Source organism: Streptomyces sp. NPDC029169 (assembly GCF_055563935.1).
In genome coordinates, this window is the sequence record NZ_JBVHXA010000002.1 from 405,587 (window position 1) to 432,061 (window position 26,475).

The 26,475-nt window shown below is 71.0% G+C and carries 23 protein-coding genes; 4 read left to right on the forward strand and 19 right to left on the reverse strand.

Going from position 1 to position 26,475, the window contains the following annotated elements; genetic code table 11:
• Positions 1-22: 22 nt before the first annotated feature.
• The 19 genes from ACZ4VI_RS05650 to ACZ4VI_RS05740 all read right to left on the reverse strand — a co-directional run bounded on the left by ACZ4VI_RS05650 (position 23) and on the right by ACZ4VI_RS05740 (position 23,648).
• Positions 23-556: a hypothetical protein gene (locus ACZ4VI_RS05650; protein WP_467996907.1), complete on the reverse strand. Its 534-nt coding sequence runs from the start codon at positions 554-556 to the stop codon at positions 23-25.
• A 96-nt stretch (positions 557-652) separates the two neighbouring features.
• Positions 653-2,614, reverse strand: a complete 1,962-nt coding sequence (locus tag ACZ4VI_RS05655) for a WD40 repeat domain-containing serine/threonine protein kinase (RefSeq protein ID WP_467996908.1) — start codon at positions 2,612-2,614, stop codon at positions 653-655.
• 32 nt (positions 2,615-2,646) lie between these two features.
• A complete protein-coding gene (locus ACZ4VI_RS05660; RefSeq protein ID WP_467996909.1) occupies positions 2,647-3,285 on the reverse strand; it encodes a LysE/ArgO family amino acid transporter in 639 nt (212 codons plus the stop codon).
• Complete coding sequence (locus ACZ4VI_RS05665; RefSeq protein WP_467996911.1) at positions 3,282-3,605, reverse strand: DUF2087 domain-containing protein; 324 nt, start codon at positions 3,603-3,605, stop codon at positions 3,282-3,284. Before ACZ4VI_RS05665 ends, ACZ4VI_RS05660 begins: the two co-directional genes overlap by 4 nt.
• Positions 3,606-4,097: 492 nt before the next feature.
• Positions 4,098-7,805, reverse strand: a complete 3,708-nt coding sequence (locus ACZ4VI_RS05670) for a non-ribosomal peptide synthetase family protein (protein WP_467996913.1) — start codon at positions 7,803-7,805, stop codon at positions 4,098-4,100.
• Between the two features lie 253 nt (positions 7,806-8,058).
• Complete coding sequence (locus tag ACZ4VI_RS05675; RefSeq protein WP_467996915.1) at positions 8,059-8,718, reverse strand: maleylpyruvate isomerase family mycothiol-dependent enzyme; 660 nt, start codon at positions 8,716-8,718, stop codon at positions 8,059-8,061.
• The gene (gene ahcY / locus ACZ4VI_RS05680) at positions 8,718-10,121 is read right to left on the reverse strand and encodes an adenosylhomocysteinase (RefSeq protein WP_467996917.1); all 1,404 of its coding nucleotides are present in this window, start codon (positions 10,119-10,121) and stop codon (positions 8,718-8,720) included. The genes ACZ4VI_RS05675 and ahcY overlap by 1 nt, the downstream gene beginning before the upstream one ends.
• 44 nt (positions 10,122-10,165) lie before the next feature.
• On the reverse strand, positions 10,166-13,636 hold the full coding sequence (gene metH / locus ACZ4VI_RS05685) for a methionine synthase (protein WP_467996919.1): 3,471 nt from the start codon (positions 13,634-13,636) through the stop codon (positions 10,166-10,168).
• Entirely contained in the window at positions 13,633-14,616 is a 984-nt protein-coding gene (locus tag ACZ4VI_RS05690; RefSeq protein WP_467996921.1) for a carbohydrate kinase family protein, read from the reverse strand. Before ACZ4VI_RS05690 ends, metH begins: the two co-directional genes overlap by 4 nt.
• Before the next feature lie 4 nt (positions 14,617-14,620).
• Positions 14,621-15,832 carry a methionine adenosyltransferase gene (gene metK, locus ACZ4VI_RS05695; protein WP_467996923.1) on the reverse strand — a complete coding sequence of 404 codons (1,212 nt, stop codon included), beginning with the start codon at positions 15,830-15,832 and terminating at the stop codon, positions 14,621-14,623.
• On the reverse strand, positions 15,829-16,122 hold the full coding sequence (locus ACZ4VI_RS05700) for an acyl carrier protein (protein ID WP_467996924.1): 294 nt from the start codon (positions 16,120-16,122) through the stop codon (positions 15,829-15,831). The genes metK and ACZ4VI_RS05700 overlap by 4 nt, the downstream gene beginning before the upstream one ends.
• Positions 16,123-16,135: 13 nt before the next feature.
• Positions 16,136-16,576 (reverse strand): holo-ACP synthase, encoded by a 441-nt coding sequence (gene acpS, locus ACZ4VI_RS05705; RefSeq protein WP_467996926.1) that lies wholly within the window; start codon positions 16,574-16,576, stop codon positions 16,136-16,138.
• Between the two features lies 1 nt (position 16,577).
• Positions 16,578-17,444: a class-II aminoacyl-tRNA synthetase family protein gene (locus ACZ4VI_RS05710; RefSeq protein ID WP_467996928.1), complete on the reverse strand. Its 867-nt coding sequence runs from the start codon at positions 17,442-17,444 to the stop codon at positions 16,578-16,580.
• 40 nt (positions 17,445-17,484) lie between these two features.
• Positions 17,485-18,378, reverse strand: a complete 894-nt coding sequence (locus tag ACZ4VI_RS05715; RefSeq protein ID WP_467996930.1) for a diiron oxygenase — start codon at positions 18,376-18,378, stop codon at positions 17,485-17,487.
• A 28-nt stretch (positions 18,379-18,406) separates the two neighbouring features.
• Positions 18,407-19,453 carry a class I SAM-dependent methyltransferase gene (locus tag ACZ4VI_RS05720; protein ID WP_467996932.1) on the reverse strand — a complete coding sequence of 349 codons (1,047 nt, stop codon included), beginning with the start codon at positions 19,451-19,453 and terminating at the stop codon, positions 18,407-18,409.
• A complete protein-coding gene (locus ACZ4VI_RS05725) occupies positions 19,450-20,292 on the reverse strand; it encodes a class I SAM-dependent methyltransferase (protein ID WP_467996934.1) in 843 nt (280 codons plus the stop codon). Before ACZ4VI_RS05725 ends, ACZ4VI_RS05720 begins: the two co-directional genes overlap by 4 nt.
• Before the next feature lie 45 nt (positions 20,293-20,337).
• Complete coding sequence (locus ACZ4VI_RS05730) at positions 20,338-20,853, reverse strand: MaoC family dehydratase (RefSeq protein WP_467996936.1); 516 nt, start codon at positions 20,851-20,853, stop codon at positions 20,338-20,340.
• Positions 20,854-20,952: 99 nt separating this feature from the next.
• Positions 20,953-22,122 carry a trans-sulfuration enzyme family protein gene (locus ACZ4VI_RS05735; protein WP_467996938.1) on the reverse strand — a complete coding sequence of 390 codons (1,170 nt, stop codon included), beginning with the start codon at positions 22,120-22,122 and terminating at the stop codon, positions 20,953-20,955.
• Between the two features lie 89 nt (positions 22,123-22,211).
• A complete protein-coding gene (locus ACZ4VI_RS05740) occupies positions 22,212-23,648 on the reverse strand; it encodes an MFS transporter (RefSeq protein ID WP_467996940.1) in 1,437 nt (478 codons plus the stop codon).
• 142 nt (positions 23,649-23,790) lie between these two features.
• On the opposite strand from ACZ4VI_RS05740, the gene ACZ4VI_RS05745 reads away from it, so the two are divergent.
• The 4 genes from ACZ4VI_RS05745 (at position 23,791) to ACZ4VI_RS05760 (ending at position 26,464) form a co-directional block, all read left to right on the forward strand.
• The gene (locus ACZ4VI_RS05745) at positions 23,791-24,474 is read left to right on the forward strand and encodes an HD domain-containing protein (protein WP_467996942.1); all 684 of its coding nucleotides are present in this window, start codon (positions 23,791-23,793) and stop codon (positions 24,472-24,474) included.
• Positions 24,475-24,574: 100 nt separating this feature from the next.
• Positions 24,575-24,850, forward strand: a complete 276-nt coding sequence (locus ACZ4VI_RS05750; protein ID WP_467997274.1) for a type II toxin-antitoxin system Phd/YefM family antitoxin — start codon at positions 24,575-24,577, stop codon at positions 24,848-24,850.
• On the forward strand, positions 24,847-25,101 hold the full coding sequence (locus tag ACZ4VI_RS05755) for a Txe/YoeB family addiction module toxin (protein WP_467996943.1): 255 nt from the start codon (positions 24,847-24,849) through the stop codon (positions 25,099-25,101). The genes ACZ4VI_RS05750 and ACZ4VI_RS05755 overlap by 4 nt, the downstream gene beginning before the upstream one ends.
• 151 nt (positions 25,102-25,252) lie before the next feature.
• The gene (locus tag ACZ4VI_RS05760) at positions 25,253-26,464 is read left to right on the forward strand and encodes a Cmx/CmrA family chloramphenicol efflux MFS transporter (protein ID WP_467997276.1); all 1,212 of its coding nucleotides are present in this window, start codon (positions 25,253-25,255) and stop codon (positions 26,462-26,464) included.
• The last annotated feature ends 11 nt before the right edge of the window (positions 26,465-26,475 follow it).

The following is a 26,475-nucleotide window of genomic DNA, read 5'->3' on the forward strand; positions in this document are numbered from 1 at the left end:
GGCTCCGCTTGCTGTCCCGCCGTCAGCGGCACACCGGCACTGGGGTCACACGGAGGACGCCCGCGAGAGGGACGTCCACGGACTGCCCCGACACACGCAACCGGACCGCGCCTTCGCCGCCTGGCCGGAGCGTTCCGCACCACGTGCCCGCCGAGGTCGTGACCTCGACGAGTCCCACCGCATCCGTGGACTCCGCCGGCCGGTCCCGCTCCGGCCACCAGGCCGCCGAGGTGGCGGCGGCCGTCAGGGCCACGGCGACGAAGGTGAGCCCGATGCCGACCCGTAGCCGCCGGGCGGCGCCCGCGTCACCGCCCGGGTCCGAGGCCCCGAGCAGCGGCCAGGCGGTCCGCGCCACCAGGTACGTCGACAGACAGGCGACCGCCAGGGCGAGCAGCACGAGGATGCCCGCCACCGCCTCCACACCCCTCGGGGCCGCCGTTCCACTCCCGCTCTTCAGCGCGCCGCACAGCCCCACGAACCCCAGTACGGCCAACTGCAGGGACAGCCACCCACGCGCCGAGACCTGAAGCCCGTCACCCGGGCCGTCACCGTTCATGGCGTCAGCATGCGGGACGGAACATCGGGTTCCACATCTGGCACGCCGTAGACACGCACATGGCCGTCGCGCGGGGTTCCAGCCCGACGTGCCCGGTTAGCCGAGCTCGCTCAGGAAGACCAGGTCCTTGCTCGCCGAGGCGACGGCCTTTCCGTCGGGGCTGAAGGCCACGGCCCACACCACGTCACCGTGGCCGTGGACGGTCTCTTTCTGGGCGAGGCTCGCAGCGTCCCACAGGTACGCCTTGTTGTCCCGGCCGCCGCTCAGCAGCGTCTTGCCGTCCGGGGCGAACGCGAGGTGGTCGGGGCGGGTGTCGCCCGCGATCGTGTCGTACGTGCGGGTCGCGAGGGTCCACATCTCGAACGACGACTGCCTCGCGACGGCGAGCTTCCGGCCGTCGGGGCTGAACTCCACCGCGTGCACAGGGCCCTTGGCCGCCGGTTGAGGGTCCTCGAGTTCGACCGGGGCGGTACCGAGCGGGACGTCGGTCAGGGTGAGGCGCTGGTCGTAGCTGCCGACCGCGAGGGTCTTCGCGTCCGCGCTGAGCGCCATCGCGGTCACCCCCAGCCCGTATCCGTCGAGCGTCGCCCTGACGAGGCGGGTCTGCATATCCCAGAGCCAGACCTTGGTGGTCTTCTCGCCCGCGGACGCCAGCGTCGAACCGTCCGCGCTGAAGGCCAGCCTGGTGAGGGAGGAGGCCCCCTTGTCCGGGTGGTCCAGCGTGGCGATGGGGCTGTACGTCGTGACGTCCCAGAGTCTGATCTCGGGGCTGCCGCCTGATGAGGCGAGGGTCCTGCCGTCCGGACTGAACGCCAGCGCTCTCGCGTTGTACTTGGGGGCGGCGAGCATGGCCACGGAGGTGCCCGTGGCGACGTCCCAGACGCGGATGGTGCCGTCCTCCGCTCCCGCCGCGAGCGTCTTGCCGTCCGGGCTGAAGGCCAGGCTCTCGACCGGCCTCCCGTGCCCCTGGAGGCTGACATGCTTCCGGGGAGGTTTTTCGTCGTCGCCCTTCGTGGCGAGCCAGAGGGAGGGGGCGGCGATGCCCGCCGCCGCCGTGACCAGTCCGGCGATACCCCAGCCCAGGGCCTTCCGGCGGCTCGGTCCGGGAGCCGGAGACGCCACCGCTTCCGGGGCCGACGACGTCGGAGCGCTCGCCCACCCCGCACGCGAGTCGTCCGCGACCGGCGCCGACCCCGTACTCGGCCCCGCGACCGGGCCCGACACCGCCACCGTGGGCGTGTAGCCCGCCGACAGCGACCGCAGCCGCTCCGCCACCGTCCGCGCGTCCGGCCGGTCGCCCGGGTCCTTGGACATCAGCGCCCCGAGCAGCTCCGCCAGCGGGCCCGCATGCTGGGGCGCGGGGAACGGCTGGGTGAGGACGGAGACGATGATCGCGGTCAGCGATGGGCCGTCGAAGGGCGGGCGGCCCTCCAGCGCCGCGTACAGCGTCGCGCCCAGCGCCCACATGTCCGCCGCGGCCTCCACCGGCTTGCCCTCCAGCTGCTCCGGGGGCATGTACTGCGGGGTGCCGATGATCGTGTTCGTACGGGTCAACTGCTGCGTGGCGTCCAGGAGTCGGGCGATGCCGAAGTCCGTGAGGACGGGGCGGCCGCCGGCCAGCAGGACGTTGTCCGGCTTGAGGTCCCGGTGGACGACCCCGGCCGCGTGCGCGTGTGCGAGGGCGTCCGCCATGCCGGCGGCGAGCGCGGCGGCCCGCTCCCAGCCGAGGCGGCCCTCGCGGGAGAGGAGCGCGCCCAGCGAGGGTCCGTCGGCGAACTCCATGACGATCCAGGGGGCGCCCTCGAACTCCGTCACGTCGTGCACCGTCACGATGCCCGGGTGCCGAAGCCGGGCGGCGGTCCGCGCCTCGCGCTGGGTACGGGCGATCAACTCGGCGCGCAGCTCGGGCGGTACGGCCTCGGAGAGCACCTCCTTGACCGCCACCTCGCGGTCGAGCACCTCGTCATGGGCGCGCCACACGCGCCCCATCCCTCCGCGCCCGACCGCTTCGACCAGCCGGTAACGCCCGCCGACCAGCTGCCCCACAGCCCCCGCCATGCCCAACTCCCCCCGCCTACAGGATATTGCGACTATCCTTTCACGAGGTGGACCGCCAGGCCCACGATGAGCGCGCTCGACACCAGCGCCGTCGCCAGCCGCCCCCGCGGGCCCGTGAGGCCCCGGCCCAGAAGCGCGCCGCCGGAGGCCAGGAAGAGCTGCCAGCTGGCGGAGGCGGCCAGGGCGGCGAGCACGAAGGCCGTACGGTCGAGGGGCGTCGCCGGGCCCGTGGGGCCCGTCGTGAGGATCAGGGCCGCGAAGTAGATCACGGTCATGGGGTTCAGGATCGTGATGCCCAGGAACGTGACGTACGCCCGCAGCGGCGTGAGGGGGCGGCTCTCGGCGCCGTCGGCGCGGGTCGCCCCGGTCCGTGCCCTGTACGCCCGTACCGCCGTCCAGGCCGCACGCACCGCAAGCCCCACCAGGACCACCGCCGAGAGCCACCGCAGCGGGGTCATCACCGGGGCGAGGAGCGGGACGAGCGCCGAGCCGCCGAGGACGGCCACCAGGGCGTACACCCCGTCCGCCGTCGCGACGCCGAGGGCCGCGCCCGCTCCCGTACGCCAGGTCGTGCGCGCCGTGACCGCCACCAGGTAGGCGCCGACCGCGCCGACCGGGATCGCGATGCCGTAGCCGGCCAGCAGGCCGGCCACCACCGCGCCGCCGCTCACGCGACGGACGGGATCGCGCCTCCGGGGGAGCCGGGCTGCTGCTGTCGGCGGTAGCTGGCGCCGTCCTTCGTACGGGAGAGGTGGCTGCCGGTCACGAGGTAGCGGCGCAGGGCCGGGAAGTCCTCGTGGACGGTGAGCAGAGCCTCGTTGACCTCACGCTCACTGTAGGAACGGGCCGGCTCGAAGAGGGTCTCGGCGAGGTGGGCGAGGAGCTGGGCGCGCCGCGGGGCCTTGCGCGGGATCGCCTTCAGGCGGCCATCGGCGGAGAACAGGTCCGCCACCGGGCTCGGTACGGGATGGGGATGGGAATCGGAAGTCATGCGCCGAAGCGTGGCCCTCGCCGCCCCGCCCGGCAACGCGTTTTCCGCGCGTCAGCGCGTGCCGGCGCGTGCCAGCACGCATCCGCCCGCATCCGCCCGCATCCGCCCGCGTCCCCGCGCGTCAGCGCGTATCCGCATGCACCGCCTCATAAATCTTCGGCTCGGGCCGGGGGAATCCGGCCGCCTGGAAGATGGGCATCGCCCTCTCCACGAACTTCTGGTACGCCTCCGCCGACTCCCAGGTGTCCACCACCAGCCAGCCGTTGTCCGCCGGCCCCCCCCCGCGTGGGAGATGAAGCCGGGGGCCTGCCACCACGGGGCGGAATGGATCTCCCGGTAGCTCTGCTCGTACTGCTCCCGCGTGACGCCCGGCATTTCGGAGACGACGATGACCGCCATGGTGGTACCCGCTCTCTGCTGTGTGGGGGGATGCGGCACTCATCAGTCGAGCACCGGGTAAGGAGCACCGCACCACGACCACAGCCATCCGGACTACCGCCCCAGCCGGTACCTGATCTTCTTCACCAGCTCCCGCAGATCCGGCTGCCGCAACAGGCTGTAATGGTCCGCGTCCAGCTCCACCACCGTCGGCGGACGGGCCGACCAGCCCTCGGTCTCCTCCAGGAAGGAGTAGTCGTCACCCCGCGCCTTGAAGATCGTCACCGGGCAGCCGACCTGTCGCTCCATCAGCTCCCGGAAGGTATACGTGAACTCGAAGGTCTCCTCCACGATCGCCGTGATCCGCCCGATCAACTCCGGGTCCAGGGCCGGGAAACGAGCCGCGACGTACGCGACGAACGACGCGCGGTCCGTGACCCCGGGCACCTCCTCCAGCGCGCCCGCGAAGACGGAGTACAGGATCGTCACGAACCCGGGATTCGCGTACGAGGCACCCCCCGCCGCCGATGAGGACCGCACCTTCGGCGAGCCCGGCGCGATCAGGAACAGGTGCTCCACCTGCTCCCCCGCCGCCTCCAGCAGGTGCGCCGACTCGAAGGCGACGCGCGCGCCGAAGGAGTACCCCCAGAGCGTGTACGGACCGGACGGCTGCCGGCGCCGGATCGCCGCGACATCGGCCGCCGCCATCTCCCGGATCGTGGCGTACGGCGCCTCCCCCCGGTTGATCCCGTACGCCTGCACCCCGTAGAAGGGCCGGTCGATGCCGGTCTCCTCGGCGAGGAAGCGCAGGTTCATGGTGTAGCCGCCGAGCCCCGGCCAGCAGTAGACGGGCGACTGGGCGCCCTCCGCGTGCAGCCGGACGAGCCGGGACGCCGGGGCCGCCGCCGCCCCGTCCACGCGGTGGGCGAGCTTCTCGATCGTCGGGCACTCGAAGAGGATCTGCAGCGGAAGCGAGGCGTCGAACGCCCGGTTGATCCTGCTGATGAGCGCGACGGCGATGAGCGAGTTGCCGCCGGACTCGAAGAAGTCGTCCAGGACGGAGACGGCCTCGACCTCCTCGTACTTCAGCGCCGCCGCCCAGATCTCCGCGAGCCGGGACTCGGTCCGGGTGCGGGGCAGCACGTGCGGCCGGCCGTGCAGACCCGCGTTGACCACGGCCAGCTCGCCGAGCGCCTTGGCGTCGACCTTGCCGTTGGCGGAGAGCGGCAGCCGGTCCAGGACCACGACCCGGTTCGGGAGCATGTAGTCGGGCAGTTGACGGGCGAGGTCGTCGCGGATCATCTCCGCCGGGCCCTTCATGTGGACCGTGTCCTCGTACATGCCCTCGCTGCGCCGCTGCTCCTCGCTGACCCTGCCGCCGACGAAGAAGTACGAAGGACCCGTCGGCAGCCCCGCCGCACCGAGGATCTCGTCCATCCGGCGGGCGGCCGGCAGCGGGTTCCCGGACATGGAGCTATAGCCCGAGGACATGAACCCCAGGCCGTGGCCGCCCAGTTGGAGACGCTGGAGGGCGCGTCCGAGGTCGATGTACGAGAGCCAGGGCTCGGACGTCCGGGCGACGACGGTGATGCCGAAGCTCGCTCGCTCGTAGACCGCCTGGTTGATGGCGATGACGTGCTTCTTCTCGACGAGGGAGGGGGAGACCGGGGAGAGCGCGCCGTCCTCGTACCGGTACTGGCCCGCCGCGAGGCCGGTCACCCGGTCCCCGTGCGCCTGCACGTAGACGTCCACCTCCGGCTCCGTCCGGCCCTGCGCGTCGTACGGGACGATCTCGAAGCCGTCCCCGTCGGCGAGCGGCCTGATGTCCAGGCCGTACCGCGGCAGGATCTCCTCGAAGAGGCCGACCATGTGGCCCGTCTCGATCTCCAGGACCTCGCGGATGTTGTTCCGGTAGACCGGCTCGATGGCCGACGTCTTGCCGAGGAAGCCGACGCGGAGGAAGGGTTCCCCGTCCTCGACGGCCGCGGGCTCGGTCAGATGCAGCCGGTGGTGAACCGGGTGGTAGTAGTACGTCCCCGGCTCCAGGCCCGCGATCCCGCGCACCTCCACGTACAGCTGGGTCGCGTAGAGCGCGCCGGGCGAGGCGTAGCCGTACTTGGGGAGCAGCCGCTCCTCGCTCGTGAACTGGCCGAACCAGCGCAGGATGTCGCCGAGGTCGGCGGCGGTGAGCGTGCCCACGGCCCGCGAGCCGATGCCCTCGGGGCGGCGGGCGAGAGCCGCGAGGACGTCGGCGGCGGTGACCTCGCCGCCCTCGTAGAAGCGGTAGGTCTTGCGGGCGAAGACCGCGCGGCGCACGGCCGGGTCGGGGGTGCGGCCGGGCAGTTCGACCACCGGGAGGCCCGCCAGGTCGGCGGCATCGCGGGTGCCGGCGTTGGACAGCTGGGCCTTGACCTGGAGCTTGCTCTCCTTGGACTGGTGGTGGGCGCCGTGATTGCCCTGGTCCATCAGCGCGGCCTCCTTGGGGAAGAGCTCGACGCAGGCGACGAGGTTCTGGAAGCCGGTGCGGGGCTCGTTCTTGACGATGACCGCGGCGCTCTTCACCCAGTCGTGGTCCTCGATGGCGAGGGCGATCTCGTCCAGCTCGACGCGGAAGCCGCGCAGTTTGATCTGGTGGTCCGCGCGGCCGTCGAACTGGACCGTGCCGTCCTCGTTCCAGTGGGCGAGATCGCCGGTGCGGTAGAGGCGCTCGCCGTCCTCGGTGGTGATGAATCGTTCCGCCGTCAGCTCGGGCCGGTCCAGGTACCCCCGCGCCACCTGGACCCCGCCGATGCACAGCTCGCCGTCGCGTATGCGGAACGTGGTGTCGTGGGCGGGCCGGCCGATGGGTATCGCGGCCGGCCCTTCGGCGACGGTCGCGCGGTCGACCGTGTGCGAGGAGGCGTTGATCGTGCACTCGGTCGGGCCGTAGAGATTGACCAGCTCGACCGCGTCCGGCAGCTCGGCGAGGAGCTGGACGGCGAGGTTACGGGAGAGGATCTCACCGCCCGAGAAGACGCGCCGAAGGCTGGTGCAGGACGCGAACCGCTCGGTGTCGAGCAGGGCCTGGAGCAGGGTCGGCACGCACTGGAGCAGGGTCACCCCGTGCGTACGGACGGCATCGATCAGCCCCTCCGGGTCGCGGTACACCCCGGGCGGACCCACGGCGACCCGGGCCCCGACGCCGGGGGCGAGGATCTCCCACTGGGCGGCGTCGAAGCTCATCGGGGTCTTCTGGAGCACCACGGCACCGGGGCCGAGCCCGTGCTCGGCGGCCATCCAGCGCAGCTGCGAGGAGAGGGAACGGTGCTCGACCATGACGCCCTTGGGCTTGCCCGTGGAGCCGGAGGTGTAGATGACGTACGCGAGCCGGCCCGGCGACAACTCCCGGCTCCCCGGACGTGGTTCGTCCCGCGCCGTGCGCCAGGCGTGCTGGACGGCGTCGTCGAGGGTGACGACGGTGGTGCCGGGCGGGGCGAGCTGGGCGACGCGGGCACGGAAGTGCTCCTGGGTGAGGACGATCCGGGCGCCGCTGTCCTCGATCATGTAGCGCAGGCGCTCTTCGGGGTACTCCGGGGAGAGCGGGACGTAGGCGCCGCCGGAGCAGACGACACCCCAGGCGCCGGTCACCAGCTCCAGGGAGGGTTCGACGTGGACGCCCACGCGGTCGTCCTCCGACACCCCGAGCGCACGCAGGTACGCGCCGAGGACGGTGGCGCCCTCGTGGAGTTCGCGGAAGGTGAGGGTGTCGTCGCCGAAGACGACCGCGGTGTCGTCAGGCCGCTGCGCCGCCTGGGCGTGCAGGAGCCGGTCGAGCGTGGGCATGGAGGTCCCTTCGATCTGCGGGCCCGCGGGGCGGGACGGGGGCGAGGGCGGGGGCGGGGGCGGGGGCGGGGCCGAGGTGAACGGGCCGGGCTGGGCACCGGCCCTGGGCCCCGCCCCCGACGGCAAGGCCGCCTCGCCCGCGCCGGCCCCGTGGGCGCCAGGCCCTTGGAGCGGACGCGCCCGCCAGGGCGCCGTCCGTTGTGCCCACCCGTTCCGCCCCAGCGGAACGAATGCCCACAACGTGGGAAGGCTCTCAGCGGTAGATGAGGAGTTCCTGTTCGGTCGCGCCCGTCAGCTCGTAGCGGGTACGCACCAGCGGGCGGCCCGCGTAGACGCGGATCAGCGTCGGCGCGTCGCCGTGGAAGCGGGCCGGCGGGCGGCCGGCGATCTCGTTGCCGAGGGAGACGGGCCCGGGGCGGTCCGCCAGGACGGCGACGAGCGCCGGGGTCTCGCGGCGGCGGCTCGTGACCGACAGGAGGGGGAGGGCGAGCTCCAGGCTCGCCCCGCCGTAGGCGCCGGGTTCGCCGAAGGCCTCCCGTACGTCTCCGGCGTGGACCCACTCCCCCAGCGCCACCGCGTCCAGCGTGCCGTCTTCCGTCGCCGCGATCACCGGGCCGGCCTCGGTGAAGCCGCGCTCCAGCTCGTCGAGGATGCGGCCGAGCGGCCAGGACTCCCGCTCGGCGACGTCGGCCGCGTTGGCCTCCGGCAGGAAGACGCCCTCCTCCAGGCGGCCCTCGACGATCCTCACGAGGGCCGCCGCGCAGTGCGCGAGCACCTGCCGGGCCGTCCAGCCCGGACAGGCGGTGCGCAGCTCGAACGAAGCCTCGGGGGTGCGCCGCAGCAGGGGCATCAGCGCGTCCCGTTCCGTCCGCAGCAGACGGTCGGGGAGCCACGGATCACGTGTGTACGGCATCAGTAGCGGTAGTGGTCGGGCTTGTACGGACCCTCCACCGGGACGCCGATGTACGACGCCTGCTCGGGGCGCAGCTCGGTGAGCTTGACGCCGAGGGCGGCGAGGTGGAGACGGGCGACCTTCTCGTCCAGGTGCTTGGGGAGGACGTACACGTCGGTCGGGTACTGCTCCGGCTTGGTGAACAGCTCGATCTGGGCCAGGGTCTGGTCCGCGAACGAGTTCGACATCACGAAGGACGGGTGACCGGTCGCGTTGCCCAGGTTCAGCAGTCGGCCCTCCGAGAGGACGATGACGACCTTGCCGTCGGGGAACGTCCAAGTATGGACCTGCGGCTTCACCTCGTCCTTCACGATCCCCGGGATCTGAGCGAGCCCTGCCATGTCGATCTCGTTGTCGAAGTGGCCGATGTTGCCGACGATCGCCTGGTGCTTCATGCGGGCGATGTCGGACGCCATGATGATGTCCTTGTTGCCCGTCGTCGTGATGAAGATGTCGGCCGTCTCCACCACGTCCTCGAGGGTGGTGACCTGGTAGCCGTCCATCGCCGCCTGGAGCGCGCAGATGGGGTCGATCTCCGTGACGATGACACGGGCGCCCTGGCCGCGCAGCGACTCCGCGCAGCCCTTGCCCACATCGCCGTAACCGCAGACGACCGCCGTCTTGCCGCCGATCAGGACGTCCGTAGCGCGGTTGATGCCGTCGATCAGCGAGTGCCGGCAGCCGTACTTGTTGTCGAACTTCGACTTCGTCACCGCGTCGTTCACATTGATCGCGGGGAACAGGAGCGAGCCCGCCTGGTGCATCTCGTACAGGCGGTGGACACCCGTCGTGGTCTCCTCCGTCACGCCGCGGATCTCGGCCGCAAGGGCCGTCCAGTCGATCGTCGTGCTCTTCAACAGCTCCAGAATGACCCGCAGTTCGTCATTGTCCGCCGTCGACGGGTCGGGAACCTCGCCCGCCTTCTGGTACTCCACACCCTTGTGGACGAGCAGGGTGGCGTCGCCGCCGTCGTCCAGGATCATGTTGGGCCCGGCAGCGTCAGGCCAGGTCAGCGCCTGCTCCGTGCACCACCAGTACTCCTCCAGCGTCTCGCCCTTCCACGCGAACACCGGAATCCCCGCCGCCGCGATCGCCGCCGCCGCGTGGTCCTGGGTCGAGTAGATGTTGCACGACACCCACCGCACCTGCGCACCAAGCGCCACCAGCGTCTCGATCAGCACCGCCGTCTGGATCGTCATGTGCAGCGAACCCGTGATCCGCGCACCCGCCAACGGCCGAGCAGCCGCGTACTCCCGCCGGATCGACATCAGGCCCGGCATCTCATGCTCGGCCAGCGTGATCTCCTTCCGGCCGAACTCCGCCAACGACATGTCCGCGACCTTGAAATCCGTGAAGTCGGGCATCTGCAAAGCTCCTTGAGTTCGGATGGTGTTCAGAATGGTGGGGGTCAACGCCGGCCGCCCGCGTTGAAGTAACTCGCCTCGGGGTGGTGCACGACGAACGCGTCCGTCGACTGCTCCGGGTGCAGCTGGTACTCCTCCGACAGCTCGACCCCGATCCGCTCCGGCCGCAGCAGTTCGGCGATCTTCGCCCGGTCCTCCAGGTCGGGGCAGGCGGGGTAGCCGAGGGAGTAGCGGCAGCCCTGGTACTCGGTGCGCAGCATCCCCTCGATGCCCGTCGGCTCCGAGGCGCCGGCGATACCCCACTCCGCGCGCACCCGGGCGTGCCAGTACTCGGCCAGGGCCTCGGCCAACTGCACGGACAGACCATGCAGTTCGAGGTAGTCGCGGTAGCGGTCGGCGGCGAAGAGCCGTGCCGTCTCCTCGCCGATCCGCGAGCCGACCGTGACGACCTGGAGCCCGATCACGTCCACCTCCCCCGCGTCCTCGGCGCGGAAGAAGTCGGCCAGGCAGAGGCGGCGGCCCCGCTGTTGGCGGGGGAAGGAGAAGCGGGTCCGCTCGCCTCCGTCCTCGTCCAGGACGATCAGGTCGTCGCCCTTGGACACACAGGGGAAGTAGCCGTGCACCACGGCCGCTTCGAGGAGTTGCCCGGTCTGGAGCCGGTCCAGCCAGCCGCGCAGCGCGCGCCGGCCCTCCGACTCGATCGTCCCGGCGTCCTTGAGCCCCCACTGGCCCTTGAACAGGGCGTTCTCGTCGAGCCAGGACGCGTACTCGTTGAGCTGGATGCCCTTGACGACCCGGGTGCCGAGGAACGGCGGCTCGGGTACGGGGTTGTCGGTGGCCACGTCGGAGCGGCCGGCCGGCTCGGGCTCCCGTACCTCGAGTACCGGAACCGCCCGCTGGACCACCCGGCGCTGCTTCAGCTCCGGGAGTACGGCCCCGGGCACACCCCGCTTGACCGCCATCAGCGCGTCCATCAGCCGCAGGCCCTCGAACGCATCCCGGGCGTACCGCACCTCGCCTCCGTACAGCTCGTGCAGGTCCTGCTCGACGTACGCACGCGTCAGGGCCGCGCCGCCCAGGATCACGGGGAACTTCGAGGCGAGACCCCGGCCGTTCAGCTCCTCCAGGTTCTCCTTCATGATCACCGTGGACTTGACCAGGAGTCCTGACATGCCGATGACGTCGGCGCGGTGCTCCTCGGCGGCGTCCAGGATCGCGGAGACCGGCTGCTTGATCCCCAGATTCACCACGTTGTAGCCGTTGTTGGACAGGATGATGTCCACGAGGTTCTTGCCGATGTCGTGCACATCGCCCCGCACGGTCGCGAGGACGATCGTGCCCTTCCCGTCCGCGTCGGACTTCTCCATGTGCGGTTCGAGGTACGCCACCGCCGTCTTCATCACCTCGGCGGACTGGAGCACGAACGGCAGCTGCATCTGCCCCGAGCCGAACAGCTCGCCGACCGTCTTCATCCCGTCCAGCAGGACGTCGTTGACGATCTCCAGGGCCGGCCGCTCCTCCAGGGCGGAATCGAGGTCGGCCTCCAGGCCGTTCTTCTCGCCGTCCACGATCCGCCGCTTCAGGCGCTCCTCCAGCGGCAGCGCGAGCAGCTCCTCGGCCTTCCCGGCCTTCAGGGACTTCGCCGTCGCGCCCTCGAAGAGTTCCAGCAGGCGCTGGAGCGGGTCGTACCCCTCCCTGCGTCGGTCGTGGATCAGGTCGAGCGCGACCTCGACCTGCTCCGGTTCCAGGCGGGCGATCGGCAGGATCTTCGAGGCGTGCACGATCGCCGAGTCCAGGCCCGCCTTCACGCACTCATCCAGGAAGACCGAGTTGAGCACGATCCGCGCGGCCGGGTTGAGGCCGAAGGAGATGTTGGACAGGCCCAGCGTGGTCTGGACGTCCGGGTGGCGGCGCTTGAGCTCGCGGATCGCCTCGATGGTGTGGATGCCGTCGCGCCGGGACTCCTCCTGTCCGGTGCAGATGGTGAACGTCAGGCAGTCGATCAGGATGTCCGACTCCCTGATGCCCCACTTCTCCGTCAGGTCGGCGATGATCCGCTCCGCGATCGCGACCTTCGCCTCGACCGTCCGCGCCTGCCCCTCCTCGTCGATCGTGAGGGCCATCAGCGCGGCCCCGTGCTCCTTCGCGAGCGCCGTGACCTGCGCGAACCGGGACTCGGGCCCGTCGCCGTCCTCGTAGTTGACCGAGTTGACGACCGCCCGGCCGCCGAGCTTCTCCAGACCGGCGCGCAGGACCGCCGGCTCCGTCGAGTCGAGGACGATCGGCAGCGTGGAGGCCGTCGCGAACCGCCCGGCCAGCTCCTGCATGTCGGCCACACCGTCACGGCCGACGTAGTCCACGCACAGGTCCAGCATGTGCGCGCCCTCGCGGATCTGGTCGCGGGCCATCTCGACGCAGTCGTCCCAGCGGCCCTCCACCATCGCCTCGCGGAACTTCTTCGACCCGTTGGCGTTGGTCCGCTCCCCGATCGCCATGTACGAGATGTCCTGGCGGAAGGGCACATGGCTGTAGAGCGAGGAGGCGCCCGGTTCGGCGACCGGGGTCCTGGCCGGCACGGCCGCGCCCCGGACGCGTTCCACGATCTCGCGCAGATGCTCCGGGGTCGTACCGCAGCAGCCGCCGACGAGCGCGGGCCCGTACTCCCGTACGAACCGCTCCTGGGCGTCGGCCAGTTCGGCCGGGGACAGCGGATAGTGGGCGCCGTCCGAAGTGAGCACCGGGAGACCGGCGTTGGGCATCACGGACACCGGGATCCCGGCGTGCCGCGACAGATAGCGCAGGTGCTCGGCCATCTCGGCCGGGCCGGTCGCGCAGTTAAGACCGATCATGTCGATGCCGAGCGGCTCCAGGGCGGTGAGCGCCGCCCCGATCTCCGAGCCGAGCAGCATCGTCCCCGTCGTCTCCACCGTGACCTGCACGATCAGCGGCAGGTCGAGCCCGCACCAGTCCAGGGCCCGGCGGGCGCCGACGACGGCGGCCTTCGTCTGGAGCAGGTCCTGCGAGGTCTCGATCAGCAGGGCGTCGGCGCCGCCCCTGAGCAGCCCCTCGGCGTTCTGCTGGTAGGCGTCGCGCAGCGGCTCGTACGTGATGTGGCCGAGGGTCGGCAGCTTCGTACCGGGTCCCATCGAGCCGAGGACCCAGCGGGGCCTGCCGTCACGGGCCGAGTGGGCGTCGGCGGTGATACGGGCGATCCGGGCGCCGGCCTCGGACAGCTCGTAGACGCGGTTCTCGATGCCGTACTCCCCCAGCGCGGAGAGATTGGCGCCGAAGGTGTTGGTCTCGACGCAGTCCACGCCGACGGAGAAGTAGGCGTCGTGGACGGAGGCGACGATGTCCGGCCGCGTCAGGTTGAGGATCTCGTTGCAGCCCTCCAGGTTCTGGAAGTCGTCCATCGTCGGGTCGGCGGCCTGGAGCATGGTGCCCATCGCCCCGTCGGCGACGACGACCCGGGTGGCGAACTCCTCCCGCAGCGATCGACTCGTGTGCGCGCTCATGACAACCCCCTCAGATGCGTCACGAGCGAGGCCGTGCAGCCGACGCCGTACGTCGTCCTGATCCGGTCCAGGAGCGGCTCCCGGTGCAGCCGGTACTCCTGCGTCCCCACGTAGTCGAGGACGGTGGCGGCGACCGCGCAGCCCAGCTGCGCCGCGCACCGCTCCTGCACGCCCCACGCCGTCCCGGCGAGGAACCCGGAGCGGAAGGCGTCCCCGACGCCGGTCGGGTCGACGACCCCGGGGACCGCCACGGCCGGCACGGCCAGGGTGTCGCGGCCCTCGCCGCGGATGCGGACGCCGGCCTCGCCGTGGGTGGTGACCCAGGTGCCGACGCGGCGCAGGATCTCCGCCTCCGGCCAGCCCGACTTCTCGCCGAGGAGAGCCGTTTCGTACTCGTTGGAGAACAGCCATCGCGCGCCGTCCACCAGCTCCCGCACCTCGTCCCGGCCGAGCCGCGCGAGCTGCTGCGAGGGGTCGGCGGCGAAGGGGATCCCGAGCTCGCGGCAGGTACGGGTGTGCCGGAGCATGGCCTCGGGGTCGTCCGGCGAGACCAGGACCAGGTCCAGACGCCCGGACCGGGCGACGACCTCCCGCAGATCGATCTCGCGGGCCTCGGCCATCGCTCCGGCGTAGAAGGTGGCGATCTGGTTCTGCGCCCGGTCGGTGGTACAGACGAACCGGGCGGTGTGGAGCGACGCGCTGACGCGCACCGAGTCGGTGTCCACACCGTGGTCCTTCAGCCAGATCCGGTACGGCTCGAAGTCGGCGCCGACCGCGCCCACGAGGACCGGGCGCAGTCCGAGGACCCCGAGTCCGAAGGCGATGTTCGCTGCCACTCCGCCACGCCTGACCTCCAGGTTGTCGGCGAGGAACGACAGGGAGACCCGGTCGAGCCGGTCGGCGAGCAGCTGCTCGCTGAACCAGCCGGGGAAGGTCATCAGATGGTCGGTCGCGATGGATCCCGTGACAGCGATACGCATGACGTCAGACCCCCGCGGCCTTCTTCAGAGCCTCCACCCGGTCCGTGCGCTCCCAGGTGAAGTCCGGGAGCTCACGCCCGAAGTGGCCGTACGCCGCCGTCTGCGCGTAGACCGGCCGCTTGAGGTCCAGGTCGCGGATGATCGCGGCCGGCCGGAGGTCGAACACGCTCGTCACGGCGTCCTGGATCCGCTCGTCCGGCAGCGTGCCCGTGCCGAAGGTCTCCACGAACAGGCCCACCGGCTCCGCCTTGCCGATCGCGTACGCGACCTGCACCTCGCAGCGCCGCGCCAGACCCGCGGCCACGACGTTCTTGGCGACCCAGCGCATCGCGTACGCGGCGCTGCGGTCGACCTTCGACGGGTCCTTGCCGGAGAACGCGCCGCCGCCGTGGCGGGCCATCCCGCCGTACGTGTCGATGATGATCTTCCGGCCGGTCAGGCCCGCGTCGCCCATCGGGCCGCCGACCTCGAACCGCCCGGTCGGGTTCACGAGCAGCCGGTAGCCATCGGACTCCAGGTTCACGCCCTCCTCGGCGAGCGCCTTCAGCTCCGCCTCGACGACGAACTCCCGGATGTCCGGGGTCAGCAGACCCTCCACGCTGATGTCGGCCGCGTGCTGCGACGACACCACCACCGTGTCGAGCCGTACGGGCCGGTCGCCGTCGTACTCGATGGTGACCTGCGTCTTGCCGTCGGGCCGCAGATACGGGACGGTCCCGTTCTTGCGGACCTCCGTCAGCCGGCGCGAAAGCCGGTGGGCCAGCGCGATCGGCAGCGGCATCAGCTCGGCCGTGTCGTCGCAGGCGTAGCCGAACATCAGGCCCTGGTCCCCCGCGCCCTGCGCGTCCAGCGCATCGGCGCCGCCCTCGACCCGGCTCTCGTACGCCGTGTCCACGCCCTGCGCGATGTCCGGCGACTGCGCGCCGATGGACACCGACACCCCGCAGGAGGCGCCGTCGAAGCCCTTCGTGGAGGAGTCGTAGCCGATGTCGAGGATGGCCTCGCGCACCAGCTTGGCTATCGGGGCGTACGCGGTGGTGGTCACCTCGCCCGCGATGTGCACCTGACCGGTGGTGATCAGGGTCTCCACCGCGACCCGCGCGCCCGGGTCCTCGGCGAGCAGCGCGTCGAGGATGGTGTCGCTGATCCGGTCGGCGATCTTGTCGGGATGTCCCTCGGTCACCGACTCCGAGGTGAACAGACGCCGGCTGCTCATGCCCCGCCCACCTCCGCCGTGGCGCCCGACGTCGCGTCCGACGTCGCGTCCGCCGTCGCGTCCGAGAAGAAGTGGTTCTCGATGGCGGCGAGGGTCCGGATCTCGTCGACCTCCAGGGTCTCCATCTGGATGGACCGGCCACACTGCTGCTCCAGCAGGAAGACGAACTCGACGAAGGACAGCGAGTCGATGAGCCGGTTCTCGATCAGGTCGAGGTCGGGCGCGATGTCCTCGCGCTCGGGGTGACGCTCCAGGATCCAGTTCTTCACCTGCTGCAGGCCGTCGGCCATGGTGCTTCTCCTTCTAGTTACTGGGTGGGGAAGTGGGGGCGATGATGGGGGCGGCCACCGCCACCGCGTAGTCCACGTCGTGGCTGATGGACACGGTGATCTCGGTGATCCCGGACCCGGCGGCCATCTCGGCCGCCGAGCGGTGCAGTTCCACCAGGGGCCAGCCGCCCTCGGAGCGCCGTACGACGATGTCGGACCAGGGCAGGAACCTGCCCCTGACCCGGAGGGTCTTGAAGGCCGCTTCCTTGGCCGCGATCCGTCCGCACAGGCTCAGCACGTCGAGCCCGGTGGAGGTGCGGCAGTCGGCGAGTTCGCCGGGGGTGAGCATCCGCTCGAAGAACACCTCGCCGTACTGGGCGAGGAGTGCGCGGACACGGTTGACGGACACGATGTCCATGCCGAGGTTCGCCCAGCCCAGGCCGCCCGCCGGCGGGGCGACGGCTCGGGCCGGCACGTCAGATCACCGGCCCGGCCGCGTCCCGTACCGCCCGGGTGGCCGCTTCCCAGCTGCCGTGGCGCCGGGTCAGCGCGGACAGCCAGCGCTCAAGACCGAAGGCGACACAGCTGGTGAACGCGGGTCCGCCGGTCGACGCGAGCGTGATCTCGCAGCGCTCGCCGAAGAAGTTGCGGTGCGTGTTGACCGAGGCGATCGCCAGGTCCTCGTACAGGAACTCGTGCTTCACCGGGGTGAGGCGCTGGAGCACCGCCTTGGATCCGCCCTTGTCGAAGAACGGGTCGCAGGCGGCCTCCCGGCGCAGCGGCAGGTCGAGCGCGGCGGCGAAGGCGTGGATACGGTCGGTGAACTCGGCGAGATGCGTCTCGGCGTGCTCGCGCGCGCCGATGGCGACGATCTCCCGCATACGGAAGCCGAGTTGGCGCCGCATGCCTTCGTAGTGGGTCTCCTTGCGGAAGCACCAGGAGCAGACGGTCACCAGCGTGTCGTCGGGGACCTCGCGGCCCTGGTGGTCGAGGTAGACGGCGTAACAGGACGCCGAGGGCAGCCCGAGCGCGGCGGGTTCGAGCGCGTCGCACGGAAAGCAGCCGGTGTCGGTGTGGAAGGGCGCGGTCTCGCGGCGCTCCAGGTCGAGCGGGGCGGCGACGACGGCCTGGTGGGGGAAGTTGTCGTAGTAGTCGAGCCGGGCCAGGTCGGCGGCCGGCAGCAGCGGGGGCATGGTCATCGGGCGGGCGCCCGCGCTCACTCCCCAGCTCTCGAAGGTGTCGTCGAGGAGCCGCAGCAGCGTGGTGGCCTCGGGGCCGAGGGACGGCAGGCCCCTGGTTGCCCCGGGGGCCGCCCCGACGTTCGCGGGGGTCGTCACGGTCATGGTCTCTTCACCTCTCGGGTGATCTGTCGAGCGGGCGCGCTCAGACGACGGGCAGGACGTCGTCGGAGAAGATCCCGGTCTTCAGGAAGAAGGCGAGCGGCTTGCGGATCGCCTTGCGCTCGTACGGGCGGCGGCGCTCGTCGGCGACCAGCGCGTTGCGCAGGGCGAGCGGGTCGGCGACGCCGGCGTCGCGGTAGACGTGCGGGTTGTAGAGGGAGTTGATGCTGTAGACGACGTACCGCTTGAGGTACGCCTCGACCTCCGCGACCCGCTCGGCGGGGACCGCCTCGCGCATCCGGGCGAAGAGCAGCGAGACGAGCTCGCGGCCGAAGGCGATGTGGCGGGACTCGTCCTGGTGGTGGATGCGGTTGACCTCGCGGATGGTGTGGCACAGGGAGTCGTCCTGGGCCATCCGCATGTTGTAGTGGTCGACCAGCTCCTCGAAGAACAGGATGCGGGCGAAGACCAGGAAGTTCTCCACCTCCGGCTCCCAGGCGGAGTCGGCGCGCATCGCGGTGGAGCCGTAGATCTTGTTGCCGTAGCGGCGGCAGAACTCGGCGAAGAACCACATGTGTTCGTTCTCTTCGCCGATGAAGTGGTGGAAGAAGTCGGAGGGGACCTCGAAGCCCGGCATGTGGATCCGGCCGACGACCTCGATGAGCAGCTCGCGGATGCCGTGCACGTTGAGGCTGTAGAAGTTGATCGACTCCCACTTCGACAGCTTCTGGATCGTCTCCTCACCCAGCTCGTCGAAGTACGGCGTGCCGTAGACGGTGAGCAGCTCGGGCGTCATCCACAGCTGCTTCTCGTCCAGCCGGTCGGGCCAGTCGAACTGCTGGTAGGGGTTGTAGTACTCCTCGATGGAGCGGGAGCTGAGCCGCTCCAGGACTTCCATGAACCGGTCGGTGACGGGCAGGGGGGCGCTGACGCCCATGGTCAACTCCTCGCAGATGAAGGGGTGTTCAGGGCCGGACTTCGTAGACCGCGTTGACCGGGGTCTCGGTGGCGCGGCGCCAGCGGGTGAAGCCGGCCTCTTCGGCGATGGCGCGGAAGGCCTTCTCGCCGGAGTGGTTGCCGAGCGCGTGCGGGCCGCGCTGGGCGACCGCGACGGGCAGGCACATCACGGCGGACAGGGCCATGAACATGCGCGCGGCGGGGGTGTTGGTGTCGATGTCGGCGGGCGAGACGTTCGACTCGACGAGCATCCAGGTGCCGTCCCCGTCCAGGGACTTGTGGACGTGCTGGGCGGCGGCGACCGGGTCGCCCATGTCGTGCAGGGCGTTGAAGAAGCAGACCAGGTCGTAGCCGGAGCCGGGGTAGTCGTCGGCGGAGGCGACCTCGAAGACGACCCGGTCGGAGAGGCCGGCCTCCTCGGCGAGCTGCCGGGCGATCGAGATGGCCTCCTCGGAGTAGTCGAAGCCGTGGACCGTGGCCTCCGGGAACGCCTTGGCGATCAGCAGCGTGGTGTGGCCGACGCCGCAGCCGACGTCGGCGACGGTGCCGCCGTTCTTCAACTTGTCCGTGACCTGGTGCAGGGACGGCAGCCAGTCCGGTACGAGCTTGTGCTCGTAGGTGGGCTGGAAGAAGGAACCCATGCCTGTGTCGAGGGCCGCGTCGTGCTCGGCCCAGCCGACGCCGTCGCCGGTGCGGTACGCGTCGACGAGCAGGTCCTCGGTCGCGTACAGCGCCTTGAGGGCGGTGAAGAACCCGGCGGCGAAGGTGACGGCCTTCGGGTCGGCGAGGACCTCGACGTGGTCGGCGGGGAGCGTGTACGTGAGCGAGCTCGGGTGGCGCTCGACGTAACCTGCGGAGAGCTGGGCGTGCAGCCACTCCTCGATGTAGCGGGGGTTGGTGCCGGTCCGCTCGGCGAGCTGCTCGGAGGTGAGCGGGCCGGCCTCGGCCAGCGCCCGGTACAGCCCGAGCCGCTCCCCGAGGGCGACGGTCAGGCCACGGACGGCCGCGCCGGCGTCGGTGATGACCTGCTGGTGGAAGTCGTGGGCGGAGCTCATGCGGCCTTCCCTTCCTCGTACGCGGGCAGGTCGCAGGTGAAGAGGAACGACCTCGGGACGCGGGGCACGGTGCGCGGCGGGACCGGGTAGGGCCAGCGGTCGAAGTCGGCGCCGTCCTCACCGGGCTGCTTGACCTCCCGTACGGCCCAGCCGCAGTCGGCGAGCAGCGCCTCGGGCTCCTCGGTGCCGAAGAGCCACGGATTGCCGTCGTCCTTCAGGGCGTTGAGGAACGGGCGGGAGAGCGGGTTCTCCAGGGCGGCACGGGAGATGACGTCGCCGAGCAGCACGGAGCCGGGCGCGGCGTGCGCGGAGAGCGTCGAGATGAGGGTCCGTACGGCCTGCTCGGGCAGGAAGAACAGCAGGCCCTCGACCACCCACAGGACGGGCTCGTCGCTCTTCCAGCCGGCCTCCTTCAGCGGGCCGGTCCAGTCCTGGGTCAGGTCGACCGGGACGGTGATCCTCGTCCGGCCGGCCGGCTGGGGCTCGTCGGCGAGCATCTTCGCCTTGGCCTCCAGGAGCGCCGGGCGGTCCAGCTCGTAGACGGTGACGTCGTCGGGCCAGGGCAGCCGGAAGAAGCGGGTGTCCATGCCGGCGGCGAGGAAGACGACCTGGCGGATGCCGCGCTCCTCGACCGCCTCGACGATGGCGCGGTCCAGATAGGTGGTGCGGATGGCGAGGAAGGGCACGGTGCCGGCCCCGGCGTAGCGCTCGAGCAGTTCGAAGCCGATCTCGTCGGCGACGGTGCGCGCGTAGGGATCGGCGAACAGCCGGTCCTCGCGCTCGGTCTCCAGGGCGCGCGCTGCGGCGGTCCACTGGGCGGTGCGGGATACGGCCTCCACAGGAGGTCCCCCTTCACTTGGTGGGAAAGGTACGGACGGCCGTGCTCAGGCACTCACACGCGCACAGGCAACGGGGTCCTCGGCCGCGGGCATCGACGACAGATGGCCGGCCTCGGATCCGGCGGGACGGCGCCGGAAGATGCTGTGCAGGATCATGCTGAACACGGCCGTCCCGTCGGCGGCCACGAGCGTGCACCGCGGCTTGACGGTGCCGGTGGCGGGGTTGAACGGCGACGGGGTGGAGCCAAGGATCTCCACGCGGGCGGTGAGGACGTCGCCGGGGCGTACGGGACGCAGATAGCGGACCTCGTCGATGCCGGGCGAGCCCATGCAGGCGCTGTAGGCGAGCAGCCCGTCCACGTAGCGCCGCATGAACAGGGCCTGGGTGTGGAAGCCGCTCGCGATCAGCCCGCCGAACTGCGAGCGGGCGGCGAGCTGCTCGTCGGTGTGGAAGGGCTGCGGATCGAAGCGCCTGCCGAACTCCAGCACCTCCTTCGTGGAGACGGTGACGGTGCCCAGTTCATGGATGTCGCCCGGCTGGAAGTCCTCGAAGTAGCGCATCACGCGCCCCCCTTGACCTAAAAGGTGGTCGTTCCCTGGCATCAACCAATCTACGAATCGCTCATTTATTTTGTCAACCCAAAAGAAGCCCGGATCGCCTTACGCGTCGAGCGCTTGCTCGAAGTCCCCCCACAGGTCCTCGACGTCCTCGATGCCGACCGACACCCGCACGAGACCGGCGCCTATGCCCGCGGCGCGCAGGGCCACTTCGCTCAGCTCCCGGTGGGAGGTGGACGCGGGGTGGGTGACGAGGGTCTCGACACCGCCGAGGGAGAGCGCGAGCCGGGCGATCCGTACCCGCTCGATGAAGGCCCGGCCCGCCTCCCGGCCGCCGGCAAGCTCGAAGGAGAGCAGCCCGCCGCCCCCGGAGAGCACCTTCCGGGCGGTGTCGTACGAGGGGTGGGCGGGGAGCCACGGGTAGTGGACGGCCGCCACGTCGGCGCGCCCGGCGAGGCGCTCGGCGATCACCTGGGCGTTCGCGCAGTGCTCCCGCATCCGCAGCGGCAGCGTCTGGATCCCCCGCAGGGTGAGCCAGGCGGCGAACGGGTCGGCGCAGGCGCCCAGTTCGACCGTCCGGGGCCATACCGCGCGGCGCAGCGCGTCGTCGGCGAAGACGGCGGCGCCGCCGAGGACGTCGGAGTGGCCGGAGAGGTACTTGGTGGTGGAGTGGACGACGATGTCCGCGCCGAGCTCCAGGGGGCGGCAGAGGACAGGCGAGGCGAGGGAGTTGTCGACGAGGGAGGTGATCCCCAGGCGCCGGGCGGCCGCCAACAAGCCGGGAAGGTAGGGCACTTGCCCGGTCGGATTGGCGATGGTCTCCAGGACGAGCAGCCGGGCCCCGCGGGCGGCGGCCTCCTCGAACTCGGCGACGTCGTCACCGGATATGTACGTGACGTCGATCCCGTACCGCGTCGAGAGGTCCGAGAGCACCGCGTAGGTCCCCCCGTACAGGCACCGCTGTGCCACCACCCGGTCGCCGGGCCGCAGCAGGGCGAGCAGGACGCCGCTGACGGCGCCCATGCCGGAGGCGAAGGCGAGGGCTCCGGCGCCGTGTTCGAGCCCGGCGAGGGTCTGTTCCAGGGCGCGTACGGTGGGATTGCCGCGCCTGCTGTACACGTACCGGCCGTCGGGTCCGGCCATCGCCTCGGCGAGCGCGTCGGCCGAGTCGAAGGCGAAGGCGGAGGACTGCACGAGGGGCACGGAGAGCGGCCGGCTTCCGGGCGGGGGCGGCTCGTTGACGACGTGTACGGCCTGAGTGCGGATGTCCATGCGTGTCTTCCTCTCATCAGGGCGTCAGAGAAAAGGGGCCGCCCGATGTCCGGGTCGGACATCGGGCGGCCCCTGGTGCGTGCCGGGTTTCACACGGAGACCTTCGCGCCCTGCGACGGGGCGGGGGCGGGCTCGGCGGCGAGGGCCTTGTCGCTCTTCATGACGAGGAGCGTGATCACACCGCCGACGGCTGCGATGATCGCGGCGCCGATGAAGGCGGCCGAGAAGCCGTCGGTGAGGGCCGGCAGGTCGCCGATCTTGTCGGCGCCCTGGGACATGGCCACGGCGGTGAGCGCGGCCAGGCCGAGGGCGGAGCCCACGTTGTAGGTGGTGTTGACGATGCCGGAGGCGAGGCCGGCCTGCTCCTGCGGGGCGCCGGACATCGCGGCGATCATCGCCGGGATGTAGGCCAGGGACATGCCGAGCGCGGCGACCAGCGAGGCGGGCAGGACGTCGACGACGAAGGTGCCGGTCGGCGGGACGGCCGCCAGCCAGACGAGCCCGGCCGCGAGGACCAGCAGACCGCCGGCGATGAGCGGCTTGGCACCGAACTTGCCGAGCAGCTTCGCGGTGATGGCCGTCATGAAGATCATCAGCAGGACGGTCATCGGGAGCAGGGCCGCACCGGAGGCGAAGGCGCCGTAGCCGAGGACCTGCTGGAGGTACAGGTTGAGGAAGTACCACATCGGGATCCACGCGGCGCCGAGCAGCGTCATCGCCAGGTTGGCCGAGCCGAGGCGTGGGACGCGCCACACGCTGAGCGGCATGAGCGGCTCGCGGACGGACTTCTGGATGACGAAGAACAGGCCGAGGAGAACGACCGCGCCGACCAGCTCCAGGATGGTGGCGGTCGCGCCCCAGCCGACCTCGGGGGCCCGGACCACGGCGAACACGGCGAGCGCGAGGCCTGCGGTGACGGCGACGGCACCGAGGACGTCGACGGAGCCGCGGCGGGACTCGACGGCCGGGAGCAGCTTGGTGGCGGCGAGGGTGGCGAGGCCGATCGGGATGTAGATGATGAAGACCCACTGCCAGCTCATCCACTGGGTGAAGACACCGCCGAGGAACACGCCCGCGGTGCCGCCGGCGGGAGCGGCGGCGCCGTAGAGCGCCATCGCCTTGCCGAGCTCCTTCGGGTCGTGCATGAAGAGCATCATCAGCAGGGTCATGGCGGACGGCGCGATGAGCGCACCGCCGACGCCCTGGACGGCGCGGCCGGCGATCTCGACCCAGGCGGTCTGCGCGGCGGCGGCGAGCACCGAGCCGGCGATCATGACCGCCCAGCCGGAGACGAAGATCTTGCGGGCTCCGACGAGGTCGGAGAGGCGGCCGCCGAGGAGCAGCAGCCCGCCGAAGACGATGACGTAGGCGTTGAAGATCCACTGGAGCTCGCTCTGCGAGAAGCCCAGGTCCTTCTGCATCTCGGGGAGCGCGACCCCGATGATCGAGGTGTCCATGATGACCATGAACTGGGCGGCGGCGAGCACGACGAGTGCCCACCAACGCCGGGGATTGACGGCTGACATGGCCCTGCTCCTTCTCTCGCACATACCCCTAGGGGGTACCTTCGCGGAGCACCGTAGCATACCCATGGGGGGTATGTAAGAGCGAGACGAGGAAGCCATTGGAAGGGACGCCTCCGGCCGCGGACGCGGCACAATGCCTTGCATGACCGCCGACATGACCGCCGAAGAAGGCCGCTCACCCGACCGCGAGTTGCTGGAGCGCTGGACGTCGACACTGCTGGCGGCCCGCGCCGGCCGCGAGGGCCCGGATCCGGAGCCGTACGGCCGGAACCTGCTGGCCCGCTGGGCGGAGCCGCAGCGCAGGTACCACACGGTCGACCACCTGCGGGCGGTCCTCAGCCGCATCGACGAACTCGCCGAACAGGGCGGCGAGGGCGGGGAGCTGGAACTCGTACGCCTGGCGGCCTGGTTCCACGACGCCGTCTACCGCCCGGACCGCTCGGAGAACGAAGAACGCTCGGCGGCCCTGGCCGAAAAGGCCCTGACGGAGGCGGGCCTGACACCCCACGAGGTGGCGGAGGTGGCCCGCCTGGTACGCCTGACGGAGACCCACGACCCGTCGGACGACGACATGAACGGCGCGCTCCTGTGCGACGCGGACCTGGCGATCCTGGCGACGGACGAGGATACGTACGGGGGGTATGCCCGGGCGGTCCGCGAGGAGTACGCCTTCGTCCCGGACGACGCCTTCCGCGAGGGCCGAGCAGCGGTCCTCCACCAACTCCTCTCCCTACCACGCCTGTTCCGCACGCGATACGGCGCGGCGGCGTGGGAGGCGGCGGCACGGAGGAACCTGGAGCGGGAGCTGGAGAGCCTCCGGGCCTGACGGCGGCCGGGCAAGACACGCACGGCGCACTCGCGACCGAACTGGTACGGTATTGCCGTACGACTAGTTGGGATATCCAGGCATGCTCGGAGGTCAGACCGTGTCGATCTCGGCGAACGAGGCCCGCCAGCGTTTCTATCCGCTGATCAAGCAGGTCAACGAAGATCACCAACCGATAGAGGTCACCTCCCGCGAGCACGGGGACATCGTCATCATGTCCGCCGAGGACTTCCGCTCCTGGCAGGAGACGGTCTACCTCCTGCGCTCGCCGCGCAACGCGCAGATCCTCATGGAGTCCATCGCGGAGCTGGACGCCGGCCGCGGCCAGGCCAGGGAGCTGATCGACACAGATGACGCGGAAGGGTCCGCCGCGTGAAGGTCGTTTTCTCCAGCCGGGCGTGGGACCAGTACACCTACTGGACAACAGCCGACCCGAAGATCCTCAAGAGGATCAACCGGCTGATCAAGGAAATCCAACGAACGCCGTTCGAGGGCGCCGGCAAGCCGGAACCGCTCAAGGAGAACCTCTCAGGGTGGTGGTCCCGTCGGATCACCGACGAGCACCGCCTGGTGTACCGCGTGCGGGATGAGGCCGTGGAGATCGCCCAGGCCCGCTACCACTACTGATCCACAACGCCCGGCGCCCAGGCGACCGGCACACCGTCCACATGCCAAGACACCCCCGTACCGGGGAATGTCAGGCACAAACCACCCGTTGACGCATGTCATGCCGTCAACGCCTGCCGAGCCCACCGCACCCGCACCCGCCCCCACCCGCATGCCCCTGGCCGTCTACATCCTCGGCCTCTCCGTCTTCGCGCTCGGCACGAGCGAATTCATGCTGTCCGGCCTGCTCCCACCCATCGCCGACGACATGAACGTCTCCATCCCCCGCGCCGGCCTCCTCATCTCGGCCTTCGCGATCGGCATGGTCGTCGGCGCCCCGCTGCTGGCCGTCGCCACCCTCCGGCTGCCCCGCAAGACGACGCTCGTCACCCTGATCACCGTCTTCGGCCTCGGCCAGGTCGCCGGCGCCCTCGCGCCGAACTACGCCGTCCTCTTCGCCTCGCGCGTCGTGAGCGCCCTCGCCTGCGCCGGGTTCTGGGCGGTCGGGGCCGCCGTCGCCATCGCGATGGTCCCCGTCGGCTCGCGCGCCCGCGCGATGGCGGTCATGATCGGCGGCCTCTCCATCGCCAACGTCCTCGGCGTCCCCGCCGGCGCCTTCCTCGGCGAGCACCTCGGCTGGCGCGCCGCGTTCTGGGCCGTCGGCGTCGCCTCCGCCATCGCGCTCGTCGGCGTGGTCACCCGCATCCCGCACATCCCGCTCCCCGAGACCAAGCCCCGCCTCAAGCGCGAGCTGCTGATCTACCGGGACCGCCAGGTACTGCTCTCGATCGTGATCACCGCGCTCGCCGCGGGCGGCGTCTTCTGCGCGTTCTCGTACCTCGCCCCGGTCATCACGGACGTCGCCGGGATCGACACCCGCTGGGTCTCCGCGATCCTGGGCCTCTTCGGCATCGGCGCGCTGGTCGGTACGACGATCGGCGGCCGGGTCGCCGACGCCCACCTCTTCGGGGTGCTGCTGAGCGGCATCACGGCCTCGACGGTCTTCCTGGCCGCCCTGGCCCTCTTCGCCTCCAGCCCGGTCGCCGTGGTCGCCCTCTCCTTCCTCCTCGGCGTCTCGGCCTTCTACACCGCGCCCGCGCTCAACGCCCGCATGTTCAACCTGGCCGGCGCCGCCCCCACCCTCGCGGGCGCCACGACCACGGCCGCCTTCAACCTCGGCAACACGGCCGGCCCCTGGCTCGGCGGCACGGTCATCGACGCCCACTTCGGCTTCGCGGCGACGGCCTGGGCGGGCGCGGCGATGACGGTCGTGGCCCTCGGAACGGCCGCGCTCGCCCTGCGGTTGAGCAAGCCCCGCTCCTTCCGCGTAGTGATCGGCGCCTCCGCGCAGGAGCCGGAGATGCCCCGCGTATCGTCGCGCTGACCCCGACCGAC

Bases quoted from the DNA above. Each gene is read 5' to 3' on its own strand.
- ACZ4VI_RS05690 (WP_467996921.1), bottom strand. From the start codon at position 14,616: ATGCGTATCGCTGTCACGGGATCCATCGCGACCGACCATCTGATGACC.
- ahcY (WP_467996917.1), bottom strand. From the start codon at position 10,121: ATGCCCGACTTCACGGATTTCAAGGTCGCGGACATGTCGTTGGCGGAG.
- ACZ4VI_RS05730 (WP_467996936.1), bottom strand. From the start codon at position 20,853: ATGCGCTACTTCGAGGACTTCCAGCCGGGCGACATCCATGAACTGGGC.
- ACZ4VI_RS05720 (WP_467996932.1), bottom strand. From the start codon at position 19,453: ATGAGCTCCGCCCACGACTTCCACCAGCAGGTCATCACCGACGCCGGC.
- ACZ4VI_RS05745 (WP_467996942.1), top strand. From the start codon at position 23,791: ATGACCGCCGACATGACCGCCGAAGAAGGCCGCTCACCCGACCGCGAG.
- ACZ4VI_RS05650 (WP_467996907.1), bottom strand. From the start codon at position 556: ATGAACGGTGACGGCCCGGGTGACGGGCTTCAGGTCTCGGCGCGTGGG.
- ACZ4VI_RS05655 (WP_467996908.1), bottom strand. From the start codon at position 2,614: ATGGCGGGGGCTGTGGGGCAGCTGGTCGGCGGGCGTTACCGGCTGGTC.
- ACZ4VI_RS05670 (WP_467996913.1), bottom strand. From the start codon at position 7,805: ATGCCCACGCTCGACCGGCTCCTGCACGCCCAGGCGGCGCAGCGGCCT.
- ACZ4VI_RS05675 (WP_467996915.1), bottom strand. From the start codon at position 8,718: ATGCCGTACACACGTGATCCGTGGCTCCCCGACCGTCTGCTGCGGACG.
- ACZ4VI_RS05735 (WP_467996938.1), bottom strand. From the start codon at position 22,122: ATGGACATCCGCACTCAGGCCGTACACGTCGTCAACGAGCCGCCCCCG.
- ACZ4VI_RS05710 (WP_467996928.1), bottom strand. From the start codon at position 17,444: ATGACCGTGACGACCCCCGCGAACGTCGGGGCGGCCCCCGGGGCAACC.
- ACZ4VI_RS05740 (WP_467996940.1), bottom strand. From the start codon at position 23,648: ATGTCAGCCGTCAATCCCCGGCGTTGGTGGGCACTCGTCGTGCTCGCC.
- metH (WP_467996919.1), bottom strand. From the start codon at position 13,636: ATGAGCGCGCACACGAGTCGATCGCTGCGGGAGGAGTTCGCCACCCGG.
- ACZ4VI_RS05715 (WP_467996930.1), bottom strand. From the start codon at position 18,378: ATGGGCGTCAGCGCCCCCCTGCCCGTCACCGACCGGTTCATGGAAGTC.
- ACZ4VI_RS05760 (WP_467997276.1), top strand. From the start codon at position 25,253: ATGCCCCTGGCCGTCTACATCCTCGGCCTCTCCGTCTTCGCGCTCGGC.
- ACZ4VI_RS05665 (WP_467996911.1), bottom strand. From the start codon at position 3,605: ATGACTTCCGATTCCCATCCCCATCCCGTACCGAGCCCGGTGGCGGAC.
- metK (WP_467996923.1), bottom strand. From the start codon at position 15,832: ATGAGCAGCCGGCGTCTGTTCACCTCGGAGTCGGTGACCGAGGGACAT.
- ACZ4VI_RS05700 (WP_467996924.1), bottom strand. From the start codon at position 16,122: ATGGCCGACGGCCTGCAGCAGGTGAAGAACTGGATCCTGGAGCGTCAC.